Genomic DNA, 22219 nt, shown 5'->3' on the forward strand with positions numbered 1-22219 from the left:
GACGTGAAAGCCAAACTGACCCGCCAGACTTTCATCGCCGGCCTCGCCATCGCAGGTCTTTCGTTCGCTGCCGGATCGGCCCTGGCCCAGGCCTCGGCCAAGATCGGGGCGCCCGCACCCGCCTTCGAGGCTGTCGACGCCGACGGCAAGGTCCGCAAGCTCTCCGAGTTCACCGGCAAGACCGTGATCCTCGAATGGACCAATCACGACTGCCCCTATGTCCGGAAGCACTACAACAGCGCGACCATGCAGACGCTGCAGAAGGACATGGCCAAGGAAGGCGTCGTGTGGCTCTCGGTCATCTCCTCGCCTGTGGGCGAGCAGGGCCATGTCGATGGCGCCAAGGCCAAGGAACTGACGAAGACTCGCGACGCCGCGCCGGCCGGCATCCTGCTCGATCCCAACAGCAAGATGGCGCGTGCCTATGGCGCGACCACGACGCCGCACATGTACATCGTCGATCCCAAGGGCACGCTCGCCTATATGGGCGCGATCGACGACAAGCCGTCCGCCAGCGCATCCAGCCTCGACGGCGCCAAGAGCTATGTCCGCCAGGCCATGTCCGAGCTCAAGGCTGGCAAGCCGGTCTCGGAAGCCGCGACCAAATCCTATGGTTGCGTGGTGAAATACGCTCCGGTTAGCTGAGCGGCCTCGCGCCCGCTCTTTGCTGCGTCATGGTCGGGCTTGTCCCGACCATCCACGCCTGCTTCGACAGAGAGCGGTGTTCGCCTCGTGAATGCTCGCCACAGGCGGGCATGACGATGGGCGTCAGGCCCGCCCCAGCCGCGCGCCCGTCTTCGAATCGAACACATGGACGCGGTCGGGATCGACCGTGATCCAGATCCGCCCGGTATGCGCCGCCAGGGCATCGGTCGCGGCCTGCATCACGAAGGGTTGGCCGGCGAGCTGGCCGTGGAAGAGCTGCGTCGCCCCCAGCTCCTCGATGAACTCGACATCGAAGGGCAGGGATCCGGCCTGGCCCTCGGAGGCGATCTCGATATCCTCCGGCCGCAGGCCCACCTCGACCGGCATCTGGGCGGGCAGGTCCTCGCGCAGATCGCGCGCTTCCAGGATCGCATCGCCCAGCGCCACGATGCCGGGGCCGTCCGTCGTGCCGGGCAGGATGTTCATCGGCGGCGAGCCGATGAAGGTCGCGACGAACTTGCTCGCCGGCTTCCTGTAGACTTCCGATGGCACGCCGATCTGCTCGACCTGGCCGCCATTCATCACCACGAGCTTGTCCGAGAGCGTCATCGCCTCGACCTGGTCATGCGTGACGTAGATCGAGGTGACACCCAGCGCCCGCTGCAGCTTCTTGATCTCGACGCGCATCTGCACGCGCAGCTTCGCATCGAGATTGGAGAGCGGCTCGTCGAAGAGGAAGACCTGCGGTTTGCGCACGATGGCGCGGCCCATGGCGACGCGCTGGCGCTGGCCGCCCGAAAGCTGGCGCGGCCGGCGCTCCAGCAGCCCCTCGATCGCGAGGATGCGCGCCGCTTCCTTGACGCGCTTCTCGATCTCGTCTTTCGGCGTGCCGCGATTGCGCAGCCCGTAGGCCATGTTGTCGTAGACGCTCATATGCGGATAGAGCGCGTAGTTCTGGAACACCATGGCGATGTCGCGGTCGGCGGGACCGACCTCGTTGACGGTGCGCGAGCCGATCGAGACCTCGCCGGCCGAGATCGTCTCGAGCCCCGCGACCATGCGCAGCAGCGTGGACTTGCCGCAGCCGGACGGGCCGACGAGCACGCAGAAGCCGCCATCGGGAATGTCGAAGGAGACGCCCTTCACGGCCTCGACGCCGCCGGGATAGATCTTCTTGACGCTGGTGAGGGTGACCTGAGCCATCGGCGGATTATTTCTCGGTTTCGACCAGGCCCTTCACGAAGAGCCTCTGCATGGCGATGACGACGAAGACGGGCGGCAGCATCGCGAGCATGGCCGTGGCCATGGCGAGCTGCCATTCGGTGAGGGCGTCGGAGGTGACGATCATCTTCTTGATCGCGATGACGATGGTCTGCATCGAGTCCTTCGTCGTCACGAGCAACGGCCAGAGATACTGGTTCCAGCCATAGATGAACTGGATCACGAACAGCGCTGCGATCGTGGTGATCGAGAGCGGGATGACCGTGTCCTTGAAGAACTTGAACGCGCCGGCGCCATCGATCTTCGAGGCCTCCAGCAACTCGTCGGGGATCGTCATGAAGAACTGCCGGAACAGCAGCGTGCCCGTCGCGGACGCGATCAGCGGCACGGCGAGCCCCTGATAGGTGTCGAGCATCCGCAGATCCGAGACGACCTTGAAGGTCGGGAAGATGCGGACCTCGACCGGCAGCATCAGCGTCACGAAGATGATCCAGAACGCCGCCATCCGGAACGGGAAGCGGTAATAGACCACTGCATAGGCCGAGAGCACGGAAATGAAGATCTTGCCGAGTGCGATCGCCATGGCCATGACGAAGGAGTTGAACATCATGCCGAGCACCGGCTCACGCGTCGTGCTCGACGTGCCGATGAACAGGATGCGGTTGTAGTTCTCGAAGAAATATGGCCCCGGATAGAGCGGCAGCTTGCCGTTGATGATGGTCGCGGCGTCCCAGGTCGAGGCGACGAAGGTCAGCCAGACCGGGAAGGCGACGATCAGCACGCCGATCGAGAGAATGACATAGGCGATCGCATCACCCAGGCGGCGGTCCTCGACCATCAGTAGCTGACCCTGCGCTCGATGAAGCGGAACTGGATGGCGGTCATCGCGATGACCATCACCAGCAGCACGACCGACTGAGCCGCCGAGCCGCCGAGATTGGAGCCGCCCTTGCCGTCGGCGAAGACCTTGTAGACAAGCGTCTCGGTCGCGCCCGAGGGGCCGCCGCCGGTGACCGTGTCGATGATGCCGAAGGTGTCGAAGAAGACGTAGACGATGTTCACCACCAGCAGGAAGAAGGTCGTCGGCGAGAGCAGCGGGAAGACGATCGTCCAGAAGCGCCGCATCGGCCGCGCGCCGTCGATCACGGCCGCCTCGATCACGCTCTTGGGGATCGACTGCAGGCCGGCGAGGAAGAACAGGAAATTGTAGCTGATCTGTTTCCAGGTTGCCGCGAGGATCACGAGCAGCATCGCGTCATTGCCGTTCAGCCGTGGGTTCCAGGCAATCCCGAGCGACTGCAGCCCGCGCGCCAACATGCCCAGCGACGGATCGAACATGAACAGCCAGAGCACGCCGGCGACCGCTGGCGCCACCGCATAAGGCCAGATCATCAGCGTCTTGTAGATTTCGGCGCCGCGGATCTGCCGGTCGGCCATGACGGCGAAGAGCAGCGCCAGCGACAGCGAGAGCACGCAGACGAAGCTCGAGAAGATCGCCGTGTTGATGAAGGCCCTGAGATAGCCGGGGTCGGAAAACAGCTGGATGTAGTTCTCGAACCAGACGAATTCGGTCGAGGTGCCGAAGGCGTCCTCCAGCAGGAAGGACTGCCAGACGGCCTGGCTCGCCGGCCAGTAAAAGAACACGATGGTGATCGCCAGCTGCGGCAGGAGCAGCATCAGCGGGATCGTCAGGCCATTGAAGACGGCGTTCTTCTGCATCGTGTCGCTTTAGTCCGCTCCGTCGTCCCGGGCGACCGTAGGGAGACCCGGGATCCAAGCAGGAACCGTTCCGGCATGGATCCCGGGCCTTCGCTTCGCTACGCCCGGGATGACGCAGCGTGGTGCATCAGCTCAGCGCGAGGCAGTCCGCTCGAACTGGCGAAGCATCTGGTTGCCGCGCTCGGCCGCCGCATCCAGCGCCGCCTTCGGCGCCTTCTGGCCGTTCAGCGTCGCTTCCAGCTCCTCCGACCAGATGTCGCGGATCTGCACGAGGCTGCCATAGCGCAGGCCCTTCGAGTTGTCCGTCGGCTCCTTGTTGTTAAGCTCCAGGATCGGGGTCTCGAGATAGGGCTTGTCCTTGTAGAAGCCCGACGCCTTGACCTTCTCATAGGCCGCCTTGGTGATCGGCAAATAGCCCGACTCGGTGTGCAGCTTCACCTGCCGGTCGACATCGGAGAGGAAGGTGAAGAACTTGGCGACGCCCTTGTACTCGTCCGCCTTCTTGCCACCCATCACCCACAGCGAGGCACCGCCGATGATCGAGTTCTGCGGAGCCCCAGCTGCCTCGGGGTAATACGGCATCGGCGCATTGGCCCAGTCGAACTTGGCGTTCGCCTTGACGTTGCCGAAGAAGCCCGAGGAGGTCAGCATGATCGGGCATTCGCCCGAGGTGAAGCGGCCCTCGCCGGTGTTTGTGCGGCCCGAATAGCTGTAGACGCCTTCCTTCTGCAGCTCGGCCAGATTGGTCCAGTGTTTCAGGAAGAGCGGGCTCTGGTTGAAGTTCATGACGGCGTCGAAGCCGTCCATGCCGTTGACCTTCGTCGAGAGCGGGATGTTGTGCCAGGCGCCGAACTGCTCGATGTTCGCCCAGGGCGCCCAGGCATTGGTGAAGCCGCACTTGTCGAAGCCGGCAGCCTTCAGCTTCCTGCCCGCCTCGAACACTTCGGGCCAGGTCTTCGGCGGCGCGTCGGGGTTCAGGCCGGCCTTCTTGAAGGCATCCTTATTGTACCACATCACCATCGAGGATGAGTTGAACGGCATCGAGAGCATCTCGCCCTTGGCCGTCGAGTAGTAGCCGGTGATGGCGGGCAGGTAGGCCTTCGGATCGAATGCTTCGCCGGCTTCCTTCATCAGCTCGTGCACGGGCTTCACCGCACCCTTGGCCGACATCATCGTGCCGGTGCCGACTTCGAAGACCTGCAGGATGTGCGGCGCCTGGCCGGCGCGGAAGGCCGCGATGCCGGCGTTCAGCGTGTCCGGATACGAGCCCTTATAGGCCGGGACGACCTTGTAATCCTTCTGCGAGGCGTTGAAGTCCTCGGCCAGCTTCACGACGACGTCGTTGTTGGCGCCGGTCAGCGCGTGCCACCACTGGATTTCGGTCTGGGCCGCGGCGGGCGCTGCGCCGGCGAGCGCGAAAGCCGCGACGGACATCAGGATGCGAGATTTCACTGTCATCTTTGTCTCCCTTCCGCCCTCGGGTCGCTTGGGCGGCTGTTATTGTTGGTGCGCAAGCTAGCATGAAGGGCGGGCGACGTTTCAATGACAAATTCATGACAGGCGCAAGCCGCTCGCTTGCGCGACTTTGTGCTGAGGCTCTTGCACATTCGCCCGGAAGCGGCTGTTCTCCCCGCCCACCTCGCCGATCGATGGATCTTCGCCATGCCGCGCTTTTCGCTGACGCCCGCCCAGACCCTGCCGAAGGATGCCTCGAATGCGACCCTGCTAGGTCGTGTCTGGCGTCCCGATGTCGCCGGCCCGGCGGTGGTGACCCTGCGCGACGGCGTTCTCGTCGATGTAACCCGTGCCTTTCCGACCAGCCGCGATCTCTGCGAGGCCAAGGATCCGGCCGCCGCGCTGCGGGCGGCGCAGGGCGAGCCCATCGGGACGCTTGCCGACATTCTGGCGAACACTCCCGTTGACGGGCGCGACAAGGGCAAGCCCTGGCTGCTCTCGCCGCTTGACCTGCAGGCGGTGAAGGCGGCCGGCGTCACCTTCGCCATCTCGATGCTGGAGCGCGTCATCGAGGAGAAGGCACGGGGCAACCCGGGCGCGGCCGCTGCGATCCGCGCGGAAATCGGCAAGCTGATAGGCGACGATCTCTCCAAGCTCAAGCCCGGCTCGCCCGAGGCGATGAAACTCAAGGAGGTACTGATCAGCCAGGGCGCCTGGAGCCAGTATCTCGAGGTCGGCATCGGACCGGACGCCGAGATCTTCACCAAGGCACCGCCGATGTCGTCGGTCGGCACCGGCTTCGACGCTGGTCTGCATCCGGCCTCGACCTGGAACAACCCGGAACCGGAGGTGGTTCTGATCGTCGCCTCCGACGGCCGCATCGTCGGCGCGACGCTCGGCAACGACGTCAATCTGCGCGATGTCGAGGGACGCTCGGCCCTGCTGCTCGGCAAGGCCAAGGACAACAACGCCGCCGCCACCGTCGGCCCGTTCATCCGCCTGTTCGACGCAGGCTTCACGCTCGACCATGTCCGCAACACCACGGTCACGCTGACGGTCGAGGGCGAGGACGGCTTCACGCTGGAGGGCTCGTCCTCGATCGCGCAGATCAGCCGCGACCCGGCCGATCTCGCCAGCCAGATGCTCGGCCCGCATCATCAGTACCCGGACGGCGCGGCGCTCTATCTCGGCACCATGTTCGCGCCGATCAAGGATCGCGACACGCCAGGTGGCGGCTTCACCCACAAATATGGCGACGTCGTCACCATCGCCGCGCCCGAGCTTGGGGCGCTGGTCAACCGCATGCGTCGCACCGATGAATGCGAACCCTGGACCTTCGGCACCTCGCATCTGATGCGCAGTCTGGCGAAGCGCGGTCTGCTGTGAGCGCAGCCGACATCCTCGTCGTCGGCGAGGCCATCGGCGATTTCATCCCGCGCGATGCCGAGGGCCGGCACTACGAGGCGGTGCTGGGCGGCTCCGGCTTCAACGCGGCGCTGGCGCTGGCGCGCTTCGGTGCAAGGCCCGCCTACGCCGGAGCGCTTTCGCTCGATGCGTTGGGACGGCGTTTCCGCGGCGCTCTCGAACGCGAGGGAATCGGCACGGCGCTGGTCCAAGACAGCGCACGGCCGACGGCGGTAGCGATCGTGTCGCCGCTCGGACCCGGCGGCGTGCCGGAATTCGCCCTGCATCTGCACGAGACGGCCCATGTCGAGCCCGAGGGCACGCTACGCAGCATGCCGGCGGGCGCACGCCATCTCCATGCCGCCTCCTTCGGCGCGACCGTCGGCGCCTCGGCCGAAGCTGTGGCGGCGCTGGCGGCGAGCGCAAGGGCCCAAGGCGCGACCGTCAGCTACGACGTCAATATCCGCCCGTCTGTGCTGCCGGGGCGCGAGCATTCGCGTGACCTGATCGAGGCGCGCATCGCTCAGGCCGATATCGTCAAGGCGAGCCTCGACGACCTTGCCTGGCTCTATCCGGGCGAGGCGGCCCACGGGGTCGCACAGCGCTGGCACGCACTCGGCGCGCATCTCGTGCTGATCACGCAAGGGCCCGATGGCGCCGTCTGCCATGCTCTCGACGGGCCGCTTGCTGCTGTCGCTCCGCCGGTCAGCGTTGTCGATACGGTCGGCGCCGGCGACACCTTCATTGGCGGTTTCCTCGCCGTGCTGTCGGCGCGTGCCCGGTTGGGGACAGGATTCGCCGGTGCAGACCGCGGCGATCTCCAGGCGGCACTCGCCTTCGCCTGTGCCGTCGCGGCCGACAGCTGCACCAGACCCGGCTGCGATCCGCCGCGCCGAACTGCCACCTGACACCGGAACTGAAATGATGCGCCTGAACTATCTCGATTATCACACCTGCGGCGAGCCGGTCCGCATCGTCACCGCCGGCTATCCGGAGCTGAAGGGCCGAACCATCCTGGAAAAGCGCCGCGATGCGCGTGAGAACCATGATCACCTTCGCCGGGCGATGATGCTGGAGCCGCGCGGCCATGCCGGCATGTATGGCGTGATCCCGGTCGCCTCTTCCTATCCCGAGGCGGCCTTCGGCGTGCTCTTCACGCACAACGAAGGCTATTCCACGATGTGCGGCCACGCCACCATCGCGCTCGGCCGCTATGCGATCGAGCATGGGCTCGTGCCGGCCGTTGAGCCGGTCACGCGCTTCGCCATCGAGGCGCCCTGCGGCCTGCTGCGGCTGGAATGTGCGGTTCGCGACGGCAAGGTCGAGAGCGTCGTCTTCGAGAGCGTGCCGGCCTTCGTCTTTGCACGGGATCTCGTCGTCGAATTGCCGGGCTTCGGGCCGGTCACCACCGACATCGCCTATGGCGGCGCCTTCTACTGCATTCTGCCGGCCTCGCGCTTCGGACTCGATCTCTTCGAGAGTTCGGTCGAGGCGCTGACCGATGCGGCGGCGGCCCTGACCGACCGGGTGCGGGCGACGCTCGCGATCACGCATCCGACCGAGCCCGACCTCGGCTTCCTCTATGGCACGATCATCACCGACGAGGCTCAGGCCGACGAGACGAGTTTCAATCTCTGCATCTTCGCCGAGCGCCAGATCGACCGCTCGCCGACAGGCTCGGGCGTGACGGCGCGCATGGCGCTCGACCACGCCAAGGGACTGGTCGCGGCGGGGCGGACGCGCAGCTTCCGCAGCATCACCGGCGGCACCTTCACAGGGCGCGTGCTGGGTGATGCCGCCGGTCCCGCCCCCGGCGCCGTCACGGTTGCCGTCGGTGGCACGGGGCATTTCGCCGGCGAGGGCACCTTCGTCATCGAGGCGGACGATCCGCTGCGCCATGGCTTTTCGCTGCCGGCGCGCTTCGCCGAGATCGCGCGCGGCTGACGCCTCGATTGCATGACGGCGCGGCTGCGCCGGAGGAACGGCGGCTTTACTCCGCAGCCGTCTGCCCGGCCTCCCAGCCGAGGATGGCGCGCTTGCGCGTCAGACCCCAGTGATAGCCTGTCAGCGCGCCGGATTTGCCGATGACGCGATGGCAGGGCACCACGAAGGAGATCGGGTTCTTGCCGACCGCCATGCCGACGGCCCGCGAGGCCGTGGGCTTGCCGATATGGCAGGCGACGTCGCCATAGGTGGTGGCGCGCCCGACGGGGATGCGCAGCAGCGTCTCCCAGACCCTGACTTCGAAATCGGTGCCGATCAGCACGACGCGCAGCGGTGTCTCGGCCGACCAGGCCTTCGGGTCGAAGATGCGGGCGGCATAGGGCGCTGTCGCCTGCGGGTTGAAGCGGTAATCGGCATGGGGCCAGCGCCGCATCATATCGGCCAGCGCCTCGGCCCGGCCGCCGACGACCTTGCCGCCGTCGAGCCCGTCCGACACCCAGCCGAGCCCGGCGAGGCCTCGCTCGGTGGCGACGATCAAGGCCTCGCCGAAGGGAGAGGCATGGAAGCCGTAGGAGAGCGCAAGGCCCTCGCCGCCCGCCTTCCATTCACCCGGCGACATCGCCTCATGCGTCACGAAGAGATCATGCAGACGGCCGGGCCCCGAGAGGCCGACCTCGAGCGCCGTGTCGAGCACGCTGGCGGAGGCGCCGAGCAACCCCTTGGCATGGTCGAGCGTGATCGCCTGCAGGAAGGCCTTGGGCGTCAGGCCGCACCAGCGCCGGAAGAGGTGGTGCACATCGGTCGGCGTCGCACCGGCCGCCTCCGCGATCGCCTCGATCGTCGGCTGGGCGCGCCAGTGCTCGGTGATGTAGGCCAGGATGCGCCGCACCGTGTCGTAGTCGGAGCCCGGCGCGGTCGACGGGAAATCGGCTGCTGCCGGAATCGCCTCGGCGGCGCGGGCCAGCACGGCGTTGGAAAAGCGGGTCGGCGTCATCACGCCGAGCTTCTGGATATGAGCGGTCATCGTTGTCACTCTCGCATCATCGATCATGCACCGAAACTAGGGAGAGCATTGCCGGGACTCCACCCGAAAGCTGGCAATCGCGCCCGATCTCCTGCACACAGACCGTCCAGCGGCGGCTTCGGAAAGACGTCCATGTCGACAGTGGCCAAGGAGATTGTCGGGCTCTACGAGCGGCACGCGAGCGCCTTCGACGCGCAGCGCGGCCGATCCCTGTTCGAGAAGCCCTGGCTCGACCGTTTCCTCGCCCTCCTGGCTCCTGGCGCTTCGGTCCTCGACATCGGTTGCGGCTCGGCCGAGCCGATCGCACGCTATATCATCGAGGCGGGATATGCGGTTTCCGGCGTCGACAGCTCGCCCTCCTTGATCGCTCTGTGCCGGACGCGCTTTCCGGACCGGGATTGGCAGGTCGCCGATATGCGCACCCTTGCACTCAGCCGCACTTTCGAGGGCCTGCTCGCTTGGGACAGCTTCTTCCATCTGACGCCGGAGGATCAGCGCGGCATGTTCGCGGTCTTCCGCGCTCATGCCGCCCCTAGCGCCGCGCTGATGTTCACGAGCGGGCCCGCTCATGGCGAGGCGATTGGAACCTTTGGCGGCGAGCCACTCTATCACGGCAGTCTCGCCCCGGCCGAGTACCGCGCTCTGCTGGCCGATCAGGGCTTCGAAATCGTGCATCATCTGGCCGAAGACGAGAGTTGCGGCGGGCACACCGTCTGGCTCGCGCGCAGGAACGAGGCGGCTTACGACGCGCGCTCAGGGGACTTGCGCTAGGCGCCAGACGGCGCGGGGCCGGCGAGCCAGTGCAGAAGCTTCGCGCGGGTCAGGCGCTGGTTGTTGCGGTGCCAGTCATCCTCGGTGACGAAGACCGGAGAGGACGCGTCCCAGCCGCTGCAGCTATAATCGGATTGCTCGGCGAAAAAGCTGACGAAGCCCTCTCGCGATGGCCATTCGGCGATGGCCGGGCCCACGACATGATGGCCATCCAGGATGTCGCTGAGCTTCACGCCCTTATCGGTGCGGATCAGCCCATGACCGCAGTAGTCGCGATGGAACTCGTGGATCAGTCCTTCACCGACCGGGCATTGCATCAGGCGGTCCCAGATCTGCCCGGCCAGCGCCGGCCCGAACAGCGCCCGGTCGAGCCTGTCACGCAGAACCAACGCATAGGCCCTGCGGTCGCTTTCGATCTGTGATGGATCTCCGTTGGCCACGCGCCGCCGCGGCACCAGCGCCACGATGAGAACGATGACGATAATTGCCAAGGTCAGGAGCGGGACGATGGTCGCGGCCATTCACGCCGCGCCGTAATCCGGCCCGCGACGGGCTTTGGCCAGCGCCGTGCCGAGCGCCTCGGCGAAGCCCTCGCGCTCCCCCGGCGAAAGCGCGCCGGCGACCGAGATGCTGCGCCCGCGGGAGACCAGGTTGAGCCCGAGCAGCCCGTAATCCTCGTCGGTCTGTCGTTCGAGCTTCGTCCAGGCCGGGTTGGAGCGCCAGACGGCTTCGCGGCCATGATGCGAGACCTTGCGCAGCAGCACTTCGAGCGGCGTGACGACGATGCGCTCGAAGGCGCGGGCATGCCGGAAATTGACATGGAACGCGATGAACAGCGCGATCACGTCGAGACCGAAGAAGCCTGCGACGGGCCAGGCCCCGAGCACGACGAAGGGAATCGAGGAGACGATGCTGGCAAGGCAGACCAGCGTCATCACGATGCGGAAGCCGTTCTGGCCGAGCGAGCGATGTGGAGTGATCGTCGCGTCGAAGACCGGGCGCTCGGCGGCGGCCGAGGCGTCTTGCTCAGGCACTCCTGAATCGCGCTTGCCGAGGTCCATGCGCCAATTATAACGCCCCCATGACGCAAGAGAACAGCCGCCAGCGCCGCGCCACGCCGAAAGCGCGGATCACGAAGCCGCGTGCCCGCAGCGCTGCCGAGGTGCGTGAGATCTTCACCCGTTTCCAGGCGGCCAATCCCGAGCCCAAGGGCGAGCTCGAATCCGTCAACGCCTTCACGCTACTCGTCGCTGTGGTGCTGTCCGCGCAGGCGACCGATGCCGGCGTCAACAAGGCGACGCGTCCGCTCTTCGCCATCGCCGACACGCCGCAGAAGATGCTGGCGCTCGGCGAGGAGCGCGTGCGCGACTACATCAAGACCATCGGCCTGTTCCGCACCAAGGCGAAGAACGTCGTAGCCCTCTGCGAGAAGCTGATCGCGGAGTTCGGCGGCGAGGTGCCGACGACGCGGGCCGAGCTCGAAAGCCTGCCCGGTGTCGGCCGCAAGACGGCCAATGTCGTGCTCAACATCGCCTTCGGCGAGATTACCCATGCGGTCGACACCCATGTCTTCCGCGTCGCCAACCGGCTTCGCATCGCGCCGGGCAAGAACGTGCTGCAGGTCGAACTTGGCCTGGAGAAGGCGATTCCCCCCGAATTCGGCCGGCATGCGCATCACTGGCTGATCCTGCACGGGCGTTACACCTGCAAGGCGCTGAGGCCCGAATGCGGCCGCTGCCTGCTCAACGACATCTGCGACTCGGCCGATAAACGGGTCGCTTGACGCTTCCCCTGCGATAGGCTCACCTCCCCTTGTCGAGGCGCTCCGGACGCTGACCACGCGATCCCAGAAGAGAGCGCAAGGCCAGAGGAAACGCGGGAGATCGCCATGTTCAGACAGATCTTGCTTGCAGCCGGCGTCGCGATGGCGGCGTCGGGAGGTTTATTGCCCGCGCTGGCCCAGGCCCAAGCTCCGGCCAAAGGCCCGGTCATCGGGGTCAGCTGGTCGAACTTCCAGGAGGAGCGCTGGAAGACCGACGAGGCGGCAATCAAGGCCGCGATCGAGAAGGCCGGCGGCACCTATCTCTCCGCCGACGCGCAGTCCTCGCCGGCCAAGCAGCTCACCGATGTCGAGAGCCTGATCGCGCGCGGTGCCAAGGCGCTGATCGTGCTGGCGCAGGATGCGCAGGCGATCCGCCCTGCCGTCCAGAAGGCTGTCGATGAAGGCATCGCCGTCGTCGGCTATGACCGGCTGATCGAGATCCCGCAGGCCTTCTACCTGACCTTCGACAATGTCGAGGTCGGCCGGATGATGGCGCGCGAGATCGCCAAGGCGAAGCCCGAGGGCAACTACGTCTTCATCAAGGGCTCGTCGGCCGATCCCAATGCCGGCTTCCTCTATCAGGGCTCGATCGAGGTGCTGAAGCCCGCGCTCGACAGCGGCAAGATCAAGAATGTCGGCGAAGCCTTCACCGATGGCTGGCTGCCGGCCAATGCCCAGAAGAACATGGAACAGATCCTGACGCGCAACGCCAACAAGGTCGATGCGGTCGTCGCCGCCAATGACGGCACCGCCGGCGGCGCCATCGCCGCCATGGCCGCGCAGGGGTTGGCCGGCTCCGTGCCGGTTTCGGGGCAGGACGCCGACCGCGCCGCGCTGAACCGGGTGGCGCTCGGAACGCAGACGGTGACGATCTGGAAGGATGCGCGGGAGCTCGGTCGCAACGCCGCCGAGATTGCGATCAAGCTCGCCGGCGGCGCCAAGCTGACGGAAGTCGCGGGCGCGACGAGCTGGAACCAGGGCCCGGCCAAGCAGGCGATGACGGCCCTGTTCCTCAAGCCCGTACCGGTGACGCAGGACAACCTCAACGTCGTCATCGATGCCGGGTGGGCGCCGAAGACGGCCGTGTGCCAGGGCGTCGCGGCGGGCAAGGTCAAGGCGTGTGACTGAGATCGCTCCGGCGCCGGCCAAGCCGGTGCAGGGCGACACGAGCCTGGACGCAGCCAGCACAGGCTCGCGCAGCCTTGCCGATCACCTGCGCGAGATCGAGTTCGATCCGCGCATGATCGGCATGGTCGCGGCCCTGGCCGTGATCTGGCTCGGCTTCAACTGGTTGTCAGGCGGCGCCTTCCTGACGCCGCGTAACCTGTGGAACCTGCTGGTCCAGTCCGCCTCCATATCGGTGATGGCCTGCGGCATGGTGCTGGTCATCGTGACCCGCAACATCGACCTCTCGGTCGGTTCGATGCTCGGTTTCGTCGGCATGGTCGTCGGACTGATCCAGGTTCGGCTGTTGCCGGAGCTCTGGGGCTTCGAGCATCCCGCGACCTGGGTCGTCAGCCTCTCCGCGGCAGTCGCGCTCGGCGGCGTCATCGGCTTGCTGCAGGGCGCGCTGATCGCGTTCCTCGCCATCCCCTCCTTCATCGTCACGCTGGGTGGTCTCCTGGTCTGGCGCGGCGCCGCCTGGTGGGTCACGCAGGGCCAGACCATCGCTCCGATGGATTCGCGCTTCCGCCGGCTTGGCGGTGGCATCGAGGGAGCGATCGGCACCAGCGCCTCCTGGGCGATCGGCCTGGCGATCTGCGCCGCGATCGCCGTGGCCAGCTTCGCCGCGCGCCGCCGGCGCATGCGTTTCGGCTTCTCCTTACGCCCGCTCTGGGCCGATTTCGCCCTTGCCGGGTTGGGTTGCGGCGCGGTCGTCGCGACCGTCATGGTCGCCAACGCCTATGCGCTGCCAGCCGGCATCGCCCGCCGGCTGACCGAGGCGCGCGGGGAGATCTGGCCCGAGGGCGGGCTGGTCATCGGGCATGGATTGGCCGTGCCGGTGCTGCTGGCGCTGGCGGTCGGCGTCGCCATCACCTTCCTGGCACGGCGGCTCCGCTTCGGCCGCTACGTCTTCGCCATCGGCGGCAATCCCGAGGCGGCGCAATTGTCCGGCGTCAACACTCGCAAGGTGTTGATGCTGGTCTATGGGTTGATGGGAGCGCTCGTCGGCATCTCCGCCTGCATCGCGACGGCACGCTTGAACGCTGCGACGAACTCGGCCGGTGCTCTCGACGAGCTTTATGTCATCGCCGCCGCCGTCATCGGCGGGACCTCGCTCGCCGGCGGCGTCGGGACGATCGCCGGCGCGATGCTCGGCGCATTGGTGATGCAGTCGCTGCAATCGGGCATGGTGCTGATCGGCGTCGACACGCCGCTGCAGAACATCGTCGTCGGTCTCGTTCTGGTGGTGGCGGTCTGGCTCGACGGCCTCTACCGCAAGCGGCTGGGGTGAGCGCCATGGACATGACGAGCCCGCTCGTCGAGATGCGCGACATCTCGATCGCCTTCGGGGGCATCAAGGCCGTCGATGCGGTCAGCGTCGATCTCAACCCGGGCGAGGTCGTCGGCCTGCTCGGACACAACGGCGCCGGCAAGTCGACGCTGATCAAGATCCTGTCCGGCGCCTACCGGGCCGATTCCGGCGAGATCCGGGTCAATGGCGAGCCGGTCTCGATCGCCAGCCCGCGCGATGCCAAGCGCCATGGGATCGAGACGATCTACCAGACGCTCGCGCTGGCCGACAATGTCGATGCCGCCGCCAACATCTTTCTCGGACGCGAGCTGCTGACGCCGTGGCGCACGCTCGACGACTCGGCGATGGAGGCCGAGACACGCAAGGTGATGGGCCGGCTCAACCCGCATTTCCGCCGTTTCAAGGAGCCGGTGAAGGCGCTCTCAGGCGGCCAGCGCCAGTCGGTCGCGATCGCCCGCGCGATTTATTTCAACGCCCGCGTGCTCATCATGGACGAGCCCACCGCGGCGCTCGGCCCGGCCGAGACGAGGCAGGTCGCGGAACTCATCCTCGAGCTCAAGAAGCAGGGCATCGGCATCTTCCTGATCAGCCATGACCTGCATGATGTCTTCGACCTCGCCGACCGCGTCAGCGTGATGAAGAACGGCCGCGTCGTCGGCATGGCCCGGACCGGCGACGTTACCCAGGACGAGGTTCTGGGCATGATCATCTCGGGGAAATGCCCGGCAGGCGCCGTGCCGGGCCCCGGGGCCTTGCGAGGGTAGGGCAGGGCGAGGCTCTGGAGTGCAGGCCGCGGCAAAAACCCGTCGCTTGGCAGCGGCGGGTCGCGAACTTTGCATCACATGGCGGCCGGGTCAGGCCGTTGCATGTGGCTCGTGCCGGTAGTCCCACACCGCCCAGGCCGAGACCGCTGCCGTCAAGACGCCCAGGATCATATGGGTCCAGAACGCGCGTGAGTTGCCGGTGAAGCCGAGCATCCACGGGGCCACCACCAGCCAGAGACCGAGCACCAGGTTCATCCATTCCTCCCATTCGGCGAACGCCGAAAGCGCCGCGGACGCCACCAGGGCGAGCACCACGGCGACGATCCAGGCATTTCGCGTGGGCCTGATTTCGCCCACGAAGCCGAAGAGCCAGGGGGAGATGAACAGGCACGCGGCGAGGATCAGGTTGAAGAAGTCCTGTGGCCGTCTGCTGTTCGTACTCGCGGTCAACATGATCACCTCCATGAGTGTCGATCATCCGAACCACCACGCCTCATGCAAACATGCACTTGGCGTCGAATAATATAATTCTGCACAAAACGCCGTTCAAGGCCGCCCTTCCCAAACGGGAATGGCCGGCAGGGCGCCGACCATGACTTGAGTTTGAGGACAGGTTCGGAAGAATGACCTGCCAACGACTTTCGTGAAGGCAGGCCTTCAGCTCACTTGGCGTCGAGCAGTTCCTTCACCGAAAGCAGGACCAGCTCGTTATCGTCGGCCTTCTTCGGGTCGCGCGACGACGAGAAGGGCAGGTTGTTGTCGTTGCCGACGACGATGATGCCGTTGCTCCGGTCGACCACGTCGACGTTCTCGATCGTGAAGAAGGGGAAGGGCAGCACGCCGTCGATGGCGCCCTGCTTCGCCTTGCCGTCGGGGTCGGCGATCTTCATCAGGTCGATGAAGCCGATCTTGCGCACGGCCTTGCCGACATTGGCGTCGGTCATCTCGATCTTCACGATGCGCTTGAACTTGGCCAGGTCGTGGAAGCAGTCCGGTCCCTTCTGCCCGGCCGCGCAGGCACGGTCGGCGGTGCCTTCGCCGTTATCTCTTTCGATGATCAGCGCTGTAGTGCTGTCGATCATGTTGAAGTCGCCGATCGCGAGGCCCGCCTGTTCGAGCGGGAAGAACCAGGAGCGCCCGGTCCATTTCTCGGCCTGCACGTCGAATTCGAGGATGCGCAGCACTTCCTTGCCATCGATCAGCTCGTTGCCCTTGGTCTCGGCGTTCCAGAGCGGGCCTTCGAGCAGGGGGTAGAGGAAGCGCCCGTCCGGGGACTGGGCCATGCCCTCATAGCCCTTGGAGCGGCGGACATTGAACTCGACCGGCAGGTTCGGGGCGCCGGGCGTGGTCACGGCATAGTGGTCGGGCGAGCGGGCCGGCTTGCCGTCGACCAGCGTCTCGAACACCGCCTCGACCTTGCCGCTGGCGTCGACGCGCAGGAGATAGGGGCCGAACTCCTCGCCGATCCAGAACTTGCCGCCGATCGGCTGGATCGATTCCGGATCGAAATCGGCGCCGGTCAGGTAGCGCTTCTCCGTGCCTTCATTGGCAATCCGGAAGGGCACCTTCTTGTCGGGATCGTGCAGGAAGGTGGTGGCGAGTCGCTCGATCTTGCCGCCGGCGAAATCGGCCTTGATGCGGTGGAAGAACAGCATCGCGTCCGGCGAGTTCGCCTTGGCGCCGAAGCCGTTGTCGGTCAGCACCAGGAACTCGCCATTGCCGAGCGAGCGGATGCCGGAGAAACCCTGGACGGGCTGCCCCTGGAACGGCGTCGAGAGACCCGTCGGGCGGCCGCCCGAGGTACCCATGACCGTGCCGACGGCCTCGACGCGCTTGCCTGGCGAGATGAACTTGCCGGAGACCTTGAGATCGGCCGGCGCATCTGCGGGCGGGGCGACCATGGTGTTGGCCGGCAGCAGGGCGTGGCCGACGAGCCTGGCCGGGAATTCCTTCTGCGTCTCCTGCGCACTGGCCAGGATGGTCGAGGAGAGCAGCATCGCTGCGATCAGGGAGAGGCGCATGGAACGCTCCGTTTCGGAAGGGGGCCTCGCTCGATTGACGGCGTCGGATTTCAGCGCTGCGACAGCTTGGTGACGATTGGAAGACGCCACGCCGCCAGCGATCACGTCGGCGGAGCAGCCGCGGCAAGCACCAGTCATCATGGCGCCGCCATCGCATGGCAACTCGGCCTGCGCAGACGAAACCGCACATCGAGAGGCACGACATCATGACGATCCATCCCGCTCTCGCTCCCGGTCATGTCGCGGTGGTCACGGGCGCTGCTTCCGGCATCGGCCTGGCCGCGGCGCGCGCCTTTGCCGCGCTGGGCATGAAGGTCGTGCTCGCGGATCGCGATGAGGCCTTGCTTGCAGCGGCGGTCGCGGAACTGGCCGACGCCGGCGCGACCGTGCTGGCACGCGCGGTCGATGTCGGCAACCGGGCCTCCCTGGAGGCGCTGAAGGACGAGGTGATCGGCCATTTCAGGGCGGTCCATGTGCTGATGAACAATGCCGGCATCCAGCCCGGCAGTGCGGTCTTCGGCCCAGTCGAGAACTGGGAACGCGTTTTCGCGGTCAATCTCTGGGGCGCGATCCATGGCTGCCAGATCTTCGCGCCCGCGATGCTGGAGGGCGGGCAGCCCGGCCTGATCGTCAACACCGGTTCGAAGCAGGGGATCACCACGCCGCCCGGCGATCCCGCCTATAACGTCTCGAAGGCCGGGCTGAAGGTATTCACCGAGGCCTTGCAGCACGAATTGCGCGGGCGCGAAGGCGCGCGCCTCAGCGCCCATCTGCTGATCCCGGGCTTTGTCTTTACGGGCCTGACGGCGCGTGGGCGCCCTGAGAAGCCGTCCGGCGCCTGGACGCCGGAACAGACGGTCGCCTTCATGCTCGAACGCCTCGCCGCCGGCGACTTCTACATCCTGTGTCCCGATGGCGAGACCACGCGCGATCTCGACGAGAAGCGCATGGCCTGGGCGATGGGCGACATCATCGAGAACCGCCCGCCGCTGTCGCGCTGGCATCGCGATTACGGCGACGCGTTCAAAGCCTTCCTCGAGGAGGAGACGCGGCCGGCTCAGTAGCCCCGCGCCGGGTCCACCCCGTGTTCCAGCGGCTCGCCGGCCTCGAGCCGCCTGACCTGGGCGGCGATCAGGGTCGCGATCGCCTCGGGCTCCGACATCGCCGCGTTATGCGGCGTCACCGTCACGTCCGGATGGCTCCAGAGCCGCGATTCTGTGGGCAGCGGCTCGGTCTCGAACACGTCGAGCGTCGCAGCCCTAAGCGTGCCGGCATCCAGCGCCGCCAGAATGTCGGCCTCGACCTGAAGCCCGCCGCGCCCGGCATTGATCAGGAACGGCCCGCCGAGGCGCCCGTCCTGCGCGAGGCCCGCAAGCAGCGTGGCGTTGATGGTGCCGCGGGTTTCCGGTGTCAGCGGCAGCAGGCTGACGAGGATGTCGGTGCGGGCCAGGAACGGCGTCATGCCTTCTGCGCCGGCAAAAGTCGTGAGCCCGTCGATCGTCTTGGGAGAACGGCTCCAGCCAGCGACGTCGAAGCCCATGACCTGAAGCTTGCGTGCCGCGTCCTGCCCGAGCTCGCCCAGCCCCATGATGCCGACGCGCACCGAGCGTGCTGCCGGCTGGTTGCGATCGTCTTCCCAGAGAGCCTCGCGCTGCTGGCGGTCATAGCGCGGCTGCTGGCGCAGATAGCGCAGGCAGTGGAGGACGATGTACTCGCTCATCCGCGTCGTCAGGTCGGGATCGACCACCCGTGCGATCGGCACGTCGGGCAGACGGCTATCGGCGAAGAGATGGTCGACGCCCGCGCCGAGCGAGAACACCGCCGCGAGATTCGGCAGGCCGGCAAGGCTGCCCTCAGGATGCTTCCAGCTCGCGACATAATGCACCGAGCGACGGTCGAACGGCTCGCCCAGTATCACGATCGGCATGTCCGGGAGCAGCGCCTTGAAGCGCGCGCGCCAATCCTCGACATGCCAGCCGGTCATCGCCAGAAGCAGACTCATGCGTGCGAACTCTCCGTAATGCGTTCCGCGATCAGTACGCCGCGTTCCGGCGCACCCTCTCCCAGGCGATAGGCATCGCGCAAGCGCCTCTGCGCCATGGCGAAGCCGGCCTCGTCGCGGGCGTGGACGATGCCGAGCGGGTGATCGGCTCCGACAGCGTCGCCGACTCCGGCCAATTCAGCGATGCCGACGGCGTGGTCGATCGGGTCCTGCGGTCGCGTGCGCCCGCCGCCGAGCGCCACGACGGCCTGCCCGGCGCCGCGCGTGTCGACAGCCTGCACGATTCCGGATGTCTCCGGATAGACAGCCCGAGTGATCGGCGCGGCGGCGAGGTGGTTTTCGGGGCGCTCCAGCAAGTCGGCCGGGCCGCCCAGCGCCACGATCATCCGGGCGAAACGCTCGGCCGCCGCCCCGCTGGCGAAGGCCGCTTCGATCTTCCGCCTCGCCTCATCGATATCGACGGCGAGCTTGCCGAGTAGCAGCATCTCGGCTGCGAGTGCCACGGTGACCTCATGGAAGCGCGGCTCGCGCCGCTTGCCGGTGAGATGGTCGAGCGCATAGCCGACTTCGAGCGCATTGCCGGCGCTGGTCGCGAGCGGCTCATCCATGTCGGTCATCAAGGCGGTCGTCGGCAGGCCTGCTCCATTGGCGACGCCGACGAGTGCATCTGCCAGCGCCAGCCCCTTGCGATACTCAGGCAGGAAGGCGCCCGAGCCGTACTTCACGTCCATGACGAGGCCGTGCAGGCCGGCGGCGAGCTTCTTCGACAGGATCGATGAGGTCAGCAGCGGAATGGTCTCGACCGTCGCGGTGACGTCGCGGATGGCGTAGAGCCGCTTGTCGGCCGGAGCGAGATCGGCGGTCTGGCCGATGATGGCGCAGCCCTCGGCCCGCACCACCTTGCGGAAAAGCGCGTTGTCCGGCTGCGTGACATAGCCTGGCACCGCATCAAGCTTGTCGAGCGTGCCGCCGGTGTGGCCGAGGCCGCGCCCCGAGATCATCGGCACATAGCCGCCGCAGGCCGCGACCGCGGCCGCCAGCGGCAGGCTCACCGTATCGCCGACGCCGCCGGTCGAATGCTTGTCGAGGGCCGGGCCGGGAAGGTCGTCCCAGTTCAGCACCGCGCCGGAGTCGCGCATCGCGAGCGTCAGCGCGACGCGCTCGCGCACACTCATGTCGCGGAAGAATATCGCCATGGCGAAGGAAGCGGCCTGGCCCTCGCTGACCGAGCCGTCGGCGATGCCGGCGACGAACTGGCGGATATCCGCATCGGGCAACTCGCCGCCATCGCGCTTGGCGGCAATGATTTCCTGCGTCAGCTTCATCTCAATAGGGTCCGCTCGCCTGTCCTGCCGTGCTTCCGGCGATCGTATCCACCAGCACCTGATGCAGCCCGCTCGCGCCGAAGCGGAAGGTCTCCGGCCGCGCCCAGCCCGGCCCCATGATCTCGTCGGCCAGCGTGAGATACCCGGCCGCGTCGGCGAGGCTGCGGATGCCGCCCGAGGGCTTCAGCCCGACCGGTCGCCCGGCCTTGGCGATGACCTCCAGCATCGTCCGCGCTGCGGGCAGGCTGGCGGACTGAGCGGTCTTCCCGGTCGAGGTCTTGATGAAATCGGCTCCCGCAGCGATGGCGAGCTCCGACGCTTCGCGGACGCGCTCGAGATCGGGAAACTCGCCGGTCTCGAGGATCACTTTCAAAGTCTTGCCGCCGCAGGCTTGCCTGATCCGGGCGACCATCATTCTGGCGGCCTCGCGCTCGCCCGCCAGGAACGCGCGCCAGGGCAGGACGAGGTCGATCTCGTCGGCGCCCGCTGCCAGAGCCGCCTGTGCATCGGCAACGACCACATCGATGTCGGTACCGCCGGCGGGAAAGTTCACCACGGTCGCGATCCTGACCGGCCCGGCCCCGAGGATCGCCCGCGCCTTGGCGACGAAGCGCGGCCAGATGCAGATCGCCGCCACCGGCCCGGGTGTCGAGACTGCCCTGGCGCAAAGGGCCGCAAGTCCTGCCTCGTCGGGAGCATCCGAAAGATCGGTGAGATCGAGCAGCGCCAGGGCGCGTGCCGCGAGTCTTGCGTCGGTCATCGGCATCACAGCGCCCTCACGAAGGAGCGCAGCAGGCGCGCGAGATCGGCGGCCGCGGCGCTGGCGACATCCTTGGTCTCGCCGTGATGCGGAGCGCCGCCATGGAGGCCCGCGCCCATATTGGTCACGACCGAGAGCCCGGCGACCCGCAGGCCATGGCGGCGGGCCAGGATCACCTCCGGCACGGTCGACATGCCCACCAGATCGGCGCCCATCACCTGTGCCATGCGAATCTCGGCCGGCGTCTCGAAGCTCGGGCCGGAGAACCACATATAGACGCCCTCGCCGATCGACAGACCCTCAGCGGCAGCCGCTGCCTTCAGGCCCGCGCGCAGCTTCGGGTCATAGGCGTCCACCATCGGCACGAAACGCCCGTCGCCGTCGTCGCCGACCAGCGGATTCGGCCCGTTGAAATTGATGTGGTCGGTGATCACCGCCATGCTGCCCGGCGGCATCTCCGGTTTCAGCGAGCCGGCCGCATTGGTCAGGATCAGCGGTGGCGAGCCGAGAGCGGAGAGCATGCCGAGCGGAACCCGCATCACCGCGGCGTCACCGCCCTCGTAGTAATGTGCCCGGCCCTGAAAGATCAGCACCGTCTTGCCCTCGAGCCGGCCGATGCAGACCTGCCGCGCATGGCCCGACACGGCGCCAGCCGGAAAACCGGGAATGGCGGCGTAGGGAATCCGGATGGCGTCGTCGAGCTGGTCCGCGAGCCCGCCGAGCCCCGTGCCGAGCACGATGGCGCAGTCGATCGGCCCGGTCACGCCATGAGCCCGGATGGTCCTTGCGGTTTGTTGGAAGCTGTCTTCGGCGTTCATGCAAGCGTATCCGGCATCACACTGTTCTTCGATGCGGAGAAACGGAGC

The 22219-nt window shown here is 66.8% G+C and carries 23 protein-coding genes; 10 read left to right on the forward strand and 13 right to left on the reverse strand.

The genetic code is table 11. The features are described from left to right. The first annotated feature begins 3 nt into the window (after nt 1-3). Nucleotides 4-645: a redoxin domain-containing protein gene (locus VGN82_RS07465; protein ID WP_327526359.1), complete on the forward strand. Its 642-nt coding sequence runs from the start codon at nt 4-6 to the stop codon at nt 643-645. A gap of 123 nt (nt 646-768) precedes the next feature. Here the strand turns inward: VGN82_RS07465 and VGN82_RS07470 are convergent, their stop codons facing one another. The 4 genes from VGN82_RS07470 to ugpB all read right to left on the reverse strand — a co-directional run bounded on the left by VGN82_RS07470 (nt 769) and on the right by ugpB (nt 5043). After that, nucleotides 769-1848 carry a sn-glycerol-3-phosphate import ATP-binding protein UgpC gene (locus tag VGN82_RS07470; RefSeq protein WP_327526360.1) on the reverse strand — a complete coding sequence of 360 codons (1080 nt, stop codon included), beginning with the start codon at nt 1846-1848 and terminating at the stop codon, nt 769-771. Nucleotides 1849-1855: 7 nt separating this feature from the next. Beyond that, nucleotides 1856-2704, reverse strand: a complete 849-nt coding sequence (gene ugpE, locus VGN82_RS07475; protein ID WP_327526361.1) for a sn-glycerol-3-phosphate ABC transporter permease UgpE — start codon at nt 2702-2704, stop codon at nt 1856-1858. Further along, the gene (gene ugpA / locus VGN82_RS07480) at nt 2704-3585 is read right to left on the reverse strand and encodes a sn-glycerol-3-phosphate ABC transporter permease UgpA (protein WP_327526362.1); all 882 of its coding nucleotides are present in this window, start codon (nt 3583-3585) and stop codon (nt 2704-2706) included. The genes ugpE and ugpA overlap by 1 nt, the downstream gene beginning before the upstream one ends. Before the next feature lie 132 nt (nt 3586-3717). After that, nucleotides 3718-5043, reverse strand: coding sequence for a sn-glycerol-3-phosphate ABC transporter substrate-binding protein UgpB (gene ugpB / locus VGN82_RS07485; protein ID WP_327526363.1), 1326 nt, complete (start codon nt 5041-5043; stop codon nt 3718-3720). 204 nt (nt 5044-5247) lie between these two features. On the opposite strand from ugpB, the gene VGN82_RS07490 reads away from it, so the two are divergent. Genes VGN82_RS07490 through VGN82_RS07500 form a run of 3 tightly spaced genes read left to right on the forward strand, consistent with a single transcriptional unit; the run spans nt 5248 to nt 8388 of the window. After that, on the forward strand, nt 5248-6426 hold the full coding sequence (locus VGN82_RS07490) for a fumarylacetoacetate hydrolase family protein (protein ID WP_327526364.1): 1179 nt from the start codon (nt 5248-5250) through the stop codon (nt 6424-6426). Next, complete coding sequence (locus VGN82_RS07495; RefSeq protein ID WP_327526365.1) at nt 6423-7352, forward strand: PfkB family carbohydrate kinase; 930 nt, start codon at nt 6423-6425, stop codon at nt 7350-7352. Before VGN82_RS07490 ends, VGN82_RS07495 begins: the two co-directional genes overlap by 4 nt. A gap of 13 nt (nt 7353-7365) precedes the next feature. Further along, nucleotides 7366-8388 (forward strand): proline racemase family protein, encoded by a 1023-nt coding sequence (locus VGN82_RS07500; protein ID WP_327526366.1) that lies wholly within the window; start codon nt 7366-7368, stop codon nt 8386-8388. A 46-nt stretch (nt 8389-8434) separates the two neighbouring features. On the opposite strand, the gene VGN82_RS07505 is transcribed toward VGN82_RS07500, so the two are convergent. Continuing rightward, a complete protein-coding gene (locus VGN82_RS07505; RefSeq protein WP_327526367.1) occupies nt 8435-9412 on the reverse strand; it encodes a methylated-DNA--[protein]-cysteine S-methyltransferase in 978 nt (325 codons plus the stop codon). A 132-nt stretch (nt 9413-9544) separates the two neighbouring features. On the opposite strand from VGN82_RS07505, the gene VGN82_RS07510 reads away from it, so the two are divergent. Then, on the forward strand, nt 9545-10183 hold the full coding sequence (locus tag VGN82_RS07510) for a class I SAM-dependent methyltransferase (RefSeq protein WP_327526368.1): 639 nt from the start codon (nt 9545-9547) through the stop codon (nt 10181-10183). On the opposite strand, the gene VGN82_RS07515 is transcribed toward VGN82_RS07510, so the two are convergent. Both VGN82_RS07515 and VGN82_RS07520 read right to left on the reverse strand, forming a co-directional pair. Continuing rightward, nucleotides 10180-10704 (reverse strand): hypothetical protein, encoded by a 525-nt coding sequence (locus VGN82_RS07515; RefSeq protein ID WP_327526369.1) that lies wholly within the window; start codon nt 10702-10704, stop codon nt 10180-10182. The two genes, VGN82_RS07510 and VGN82_RS07515, sit on opposite strands and share 4 nt — an antisense overlap. Then, on the reverse strand, nt 10705-11217 hold the full coding sequence (locus tag VGN82_RS07520) for a DUF2244 domain-containing protein (protein WP_327526370.1): 513 nt from the start codon (nt 11215-11217) through the stop codon (nt 10705-10707). A gap of 47 nt (nt 11218-11264) precedes the next feature. On the opposite strand from VGN82_RS07520, the gene nth reads away from it, so the two are divergent. The 4 genes from nth (at nt 11265) to VGN82_RS07540 (ending at nt 15245) form a co-directional block, all read left to right on the forward strand. Further along, nucleotides 11265-11966 (forward strand): endonuclease III, encoded by a 702-nt coding sequence (gene nth, locus VGN82_RS07525; RefSeq protein ID WP_327526371.1) that lies wholly within the window; start codon nt 11265-11267, stop codon nt 11964-11966. A 105-nt stretch (nt 11967-12071) separates the two neighbouring features. Beyond that, entirely contained in the window at nt 12072-13133 is a 1062-nt protein-coding gene (gene xylF, locus VGN82_RS07530; protein WP_327526372.1) for a D-xylose ABC transporter substrate-binding protein, read from the forward strand. Continuing rightward, on the forward strand, nt 13063-14460 hold the full coding sequence (locus VGN82_RS07535; protein ID WP_414644222.1) for a sugar ABC transporter permease: 1398 nt from the start codon (nt 13063-13065) through the stop codon (nt 14458-14460). Before xylF ends, VGN82_RS07535 begins: the two co-directional genes overlap by 71 nt. A gap of 5 nt (nt 14461-14465) precedes the next feature. Continuing rightward, nucleotides 14466-15245: an ATP-binding cassette domain-containing protein gene (locus tag VGN82_RS07540; RefSeq protein WP_327526373.1), complete on the forward strand. Its 780-nt coding sequence runs from the start codon at nt 14466-14468 to the stop codon at nt 15243-15245. A gap of 90 nt (nt 15246-15335) precedes the next feature. Here VGN82_RS07540 and VGN82_RS07545 read toward each other — a convergent pair whose 3' ends face one another. Together VGN82_RS07545 and VGN82_RS07550 are read right to left on the reverse strand one after the other, a co-directional pair. Then, a complete protein-coding gene (locus tag VGN82_RS07545) occupies nt 15336-15710 on the reverse strand; it encodes an SPW repeat protein (RefSeq protein WP_327526374.1) in 375 nt (124 codons plus the stop codon). A 197-nt stretch (nt 15711-15907) separates the two neighbouring features. Further along, complete coding sequence (locus VGN82_RS07550; RefSeq protein WP_327526375.1) at nt 15908-17266, reverse strand: esterase-like activity of phytase family protein; 1359 nt, start codon at nt 17264-17266, stop codon at nt 15908-15910. Nucleotides 17267-17472: 206 nt separating this feature from the next. On the opposite strand from VGN82_RS07550, the gene VGN82_RS07555 reads away from it, so the two are divergent. After that, nucleotides 17473-18330: an SDR family NAD(P)-dependent oxidoreductase gene (locus VGN82_RS07555; protein WP_327526376.1), complete on the forward strand. Its 858-nt coding sequence runs from the start codon at nt 17473-17475 to the stop codon at nt 18328-18330. Here VGN82_RS07555 and VGN82_RS07560 read toward each other — a convergent pair. From VGN82_RS07560 to VGN82_RS07575, 4 genes are read right to left on the reverse strand one after another with little or no spacing between them, the layout of a single operon-like run. Beyond that, the gene (locus VGN82_RS07560) at nt 18324-19268 is read right to left on the reverse strand and encodes a 2-hydroxyacid dehydrogenase (protein WP_327526377.1); all 945 of its coding nucleotides are present in this window, start codon (nt 19266-19268) and stop codon (nt 18324-18326) included. The two genes, VGN82_RS07555 and VGN82_RS07560, sit on opposite strands and share 7 nt — an antisense overlap. After that, a complete protein-coding gene (gene deoA, locus VGN82_RS07565; RefSeq protein WP_327526378.1) occupies nt 19265-20593 on the reverse strand; it encodes a thymidine phosphorylase in 1329 nt (442 codons plus the stop codon). Before deoA ends, VGN82_RS07560 begins: the two co-directional genes overlap by 4 nt. A 1-nt stretch (nt 20594) precedes the next feature. Next, a complete protein-coding gene (deoC, locus tag VGN82_RS07570; RefSeq protein WP_414644224.1) occupies nt 20595-21359 on the reverse strand; it encodes a deoxyribose-phosphate aldolase in 765 nt (254 codons plus the stop codon). Continuing rightward, the gene (locus tag VGN82_RS07575) at nt 21359-22171 is read right to left on the reverse strand and encodes a purine-nucleoside phosphorylase (RefSeq protein WP_327526379.1); all 813 of its coding nucleotides are present in this window, start codon (nt 22169-22171) and stop codon (nt 21359-21361) included. Before VGN82_RS07575 ends, deoC begins: the two co-directional genes overlap by 1 nt. Between the last annotated feature and the right edge of the window lie 48 nt (nt 22172-22219).

The sequence above is a fragment of the Allobosea sp. genome (assembly GCF_035999205.1).
Lineage (GTDB): Bacteria > Pseudomonadota > Alphaproteobacteria > Rhizobiales > Beijerinckiaceae > Allobosea.

Excerpts from the sequence above, each read along its gene's own strand:
- VGN82_RS07470 (WP_327526360.1), bottom strand. The coding sequence starts at position 1,848 with ATGGCTCAGGTCACCCTCACCAGCGTCAAGAAGATCTATCCCGGCGGC.
- ugpE (WP_327526361.1), bottom strand. The coding sequence starts at position 2,704 with ATGGTCGAGGACCGCCGCCTGGGTGATGCGATCGCCTATGTCATTCTC.
- ugpA (WP_327526362.1), bottom strand. The coding sequence starts at position 3,585 with ATGCAGAAGAACGCCGTCTTCAATGGCCTGACGATCCCGCTGATGCTG.
- ugpB (WP_327526363.1), bottom strand. The coding sequence starts at position 5,043 with ATGACAGTGAAATCTCGCATCCTGATGTCCGTCGCGGCTTTCGCGCTC.
- VGN82_RS07490 (WP_327526364.1), top strand. The coding sequence starts at position 5,248 with ATGCCGCGCTTTTCGCTGACGCCCGCCCAGACCCTGCCGAAGGATGCC.
- VGN82_RS07500 (WP_327526366.1), top strand. The coding sequence starts at position 7,366 with ATGATGCGCCTGAACTATCTCGATTATCACACCTGCGGCGAGCCGGTC.
- VGN82_RS07505 (WP_327526367.1), bottom strand. The coding sequence starts at position 9,412 with ATGACCGCTCATATCCAGAAGCTCGGCGTGATGACGCCGACCCGCTTT.
- VGN82_RS07510 (WP_327526368.1), top strand. The coding sequence starts at position 9,545 with ATGTCGACAGTGGCCAAGGAGATTGTCGGGCTCTACGAGCGGCACGCG.
- VGN82_RS07515 (WP_327526369.1), bottom strand. The coding sequence starts at position 10,704 with ATGGCCGCGACCATCGTCCCGCTCCTGACCTTGGCAATTATCGTCATC.
- nth (WP_327526371.1), top strand. The coding sequence starts at position 11,265 with ATGACGCAAGAGAACAGCCGCCAGCGCCGCGCCACGCCGAAAGCGCGG.
- xylF (WP_327526372.1), top strand. The coding sequence starts at position 12,072 with ATGTTCAGACAGATCTTGCTTGCAGCCGGCGTCGCGATGGCGGCGTCG.
- VGN82_RS07535 (WP_414644222.1), top strand. The coding sequence starts at position 13,063 with ATGCCGGGTGGGCGCCGAAGACGGCCGTGTGCCAGGGCGTCGCGGCGG.
- VGN82_RS07540 (WP_327526373.1), top strand. The coding sequence starts at position 14,466 with ATGGACATGACGAGCCCGCTCGTCGAGATGCGCGACATCTCGATCGCC.
- VGN82_RS07545 (WP_327526374.1), bottom strand. The coding sequence starts at position 15,710 with ATGGAGGTGATCATGTTGACCGCGAGTACGAACAGCAGACGGCCACAG.
- VGN82_RS07550 (WP_327526375.1), bottom strand. The coding sequence starts at position 17,266 with ATGCGCCTCTCCCTGATCGCAGCGATGCTGCTCTCCTCGACCATCCTG.
- VGN82_RS07555 (WP_327526376.1), top strand. The coding sequence starts at position 17,473 with ATGACGATCCATCCCGCTCTCGCTCCCGGTCATGTCGCGGTGGTCACG.
- VGN82_RS07560 (WP_327526377.1), bottom strand. The coding sequence starts at position 19,268 with ATGAGTCTGCTTCTGGCGATGACCGGCTGGCATGTCGAGGATTGGCGC.
- deoA (WP_327526378.1), bottom strand. The coding sequence starts at position 20,593 with ATGAAGCTGACGCAGGAAATCATTGCCGCCAAGCGCGATGGCGGCGAG.
- deoC (WP_414644224.1), bottom strand. The coding sequence starts at position 21,359 with ATGCCGATGACCGACGCAAGACTCGCGGCACGCGCCCTGGCGCTGCTC.
- VGN82_RS07575 (WP_327526379.1), bottom strand. The coding sequence starts at position 22,171 with ATGAACGCCGAAGACAGCTTCCAACAAACCGCAAGGACCATCCGGGCT.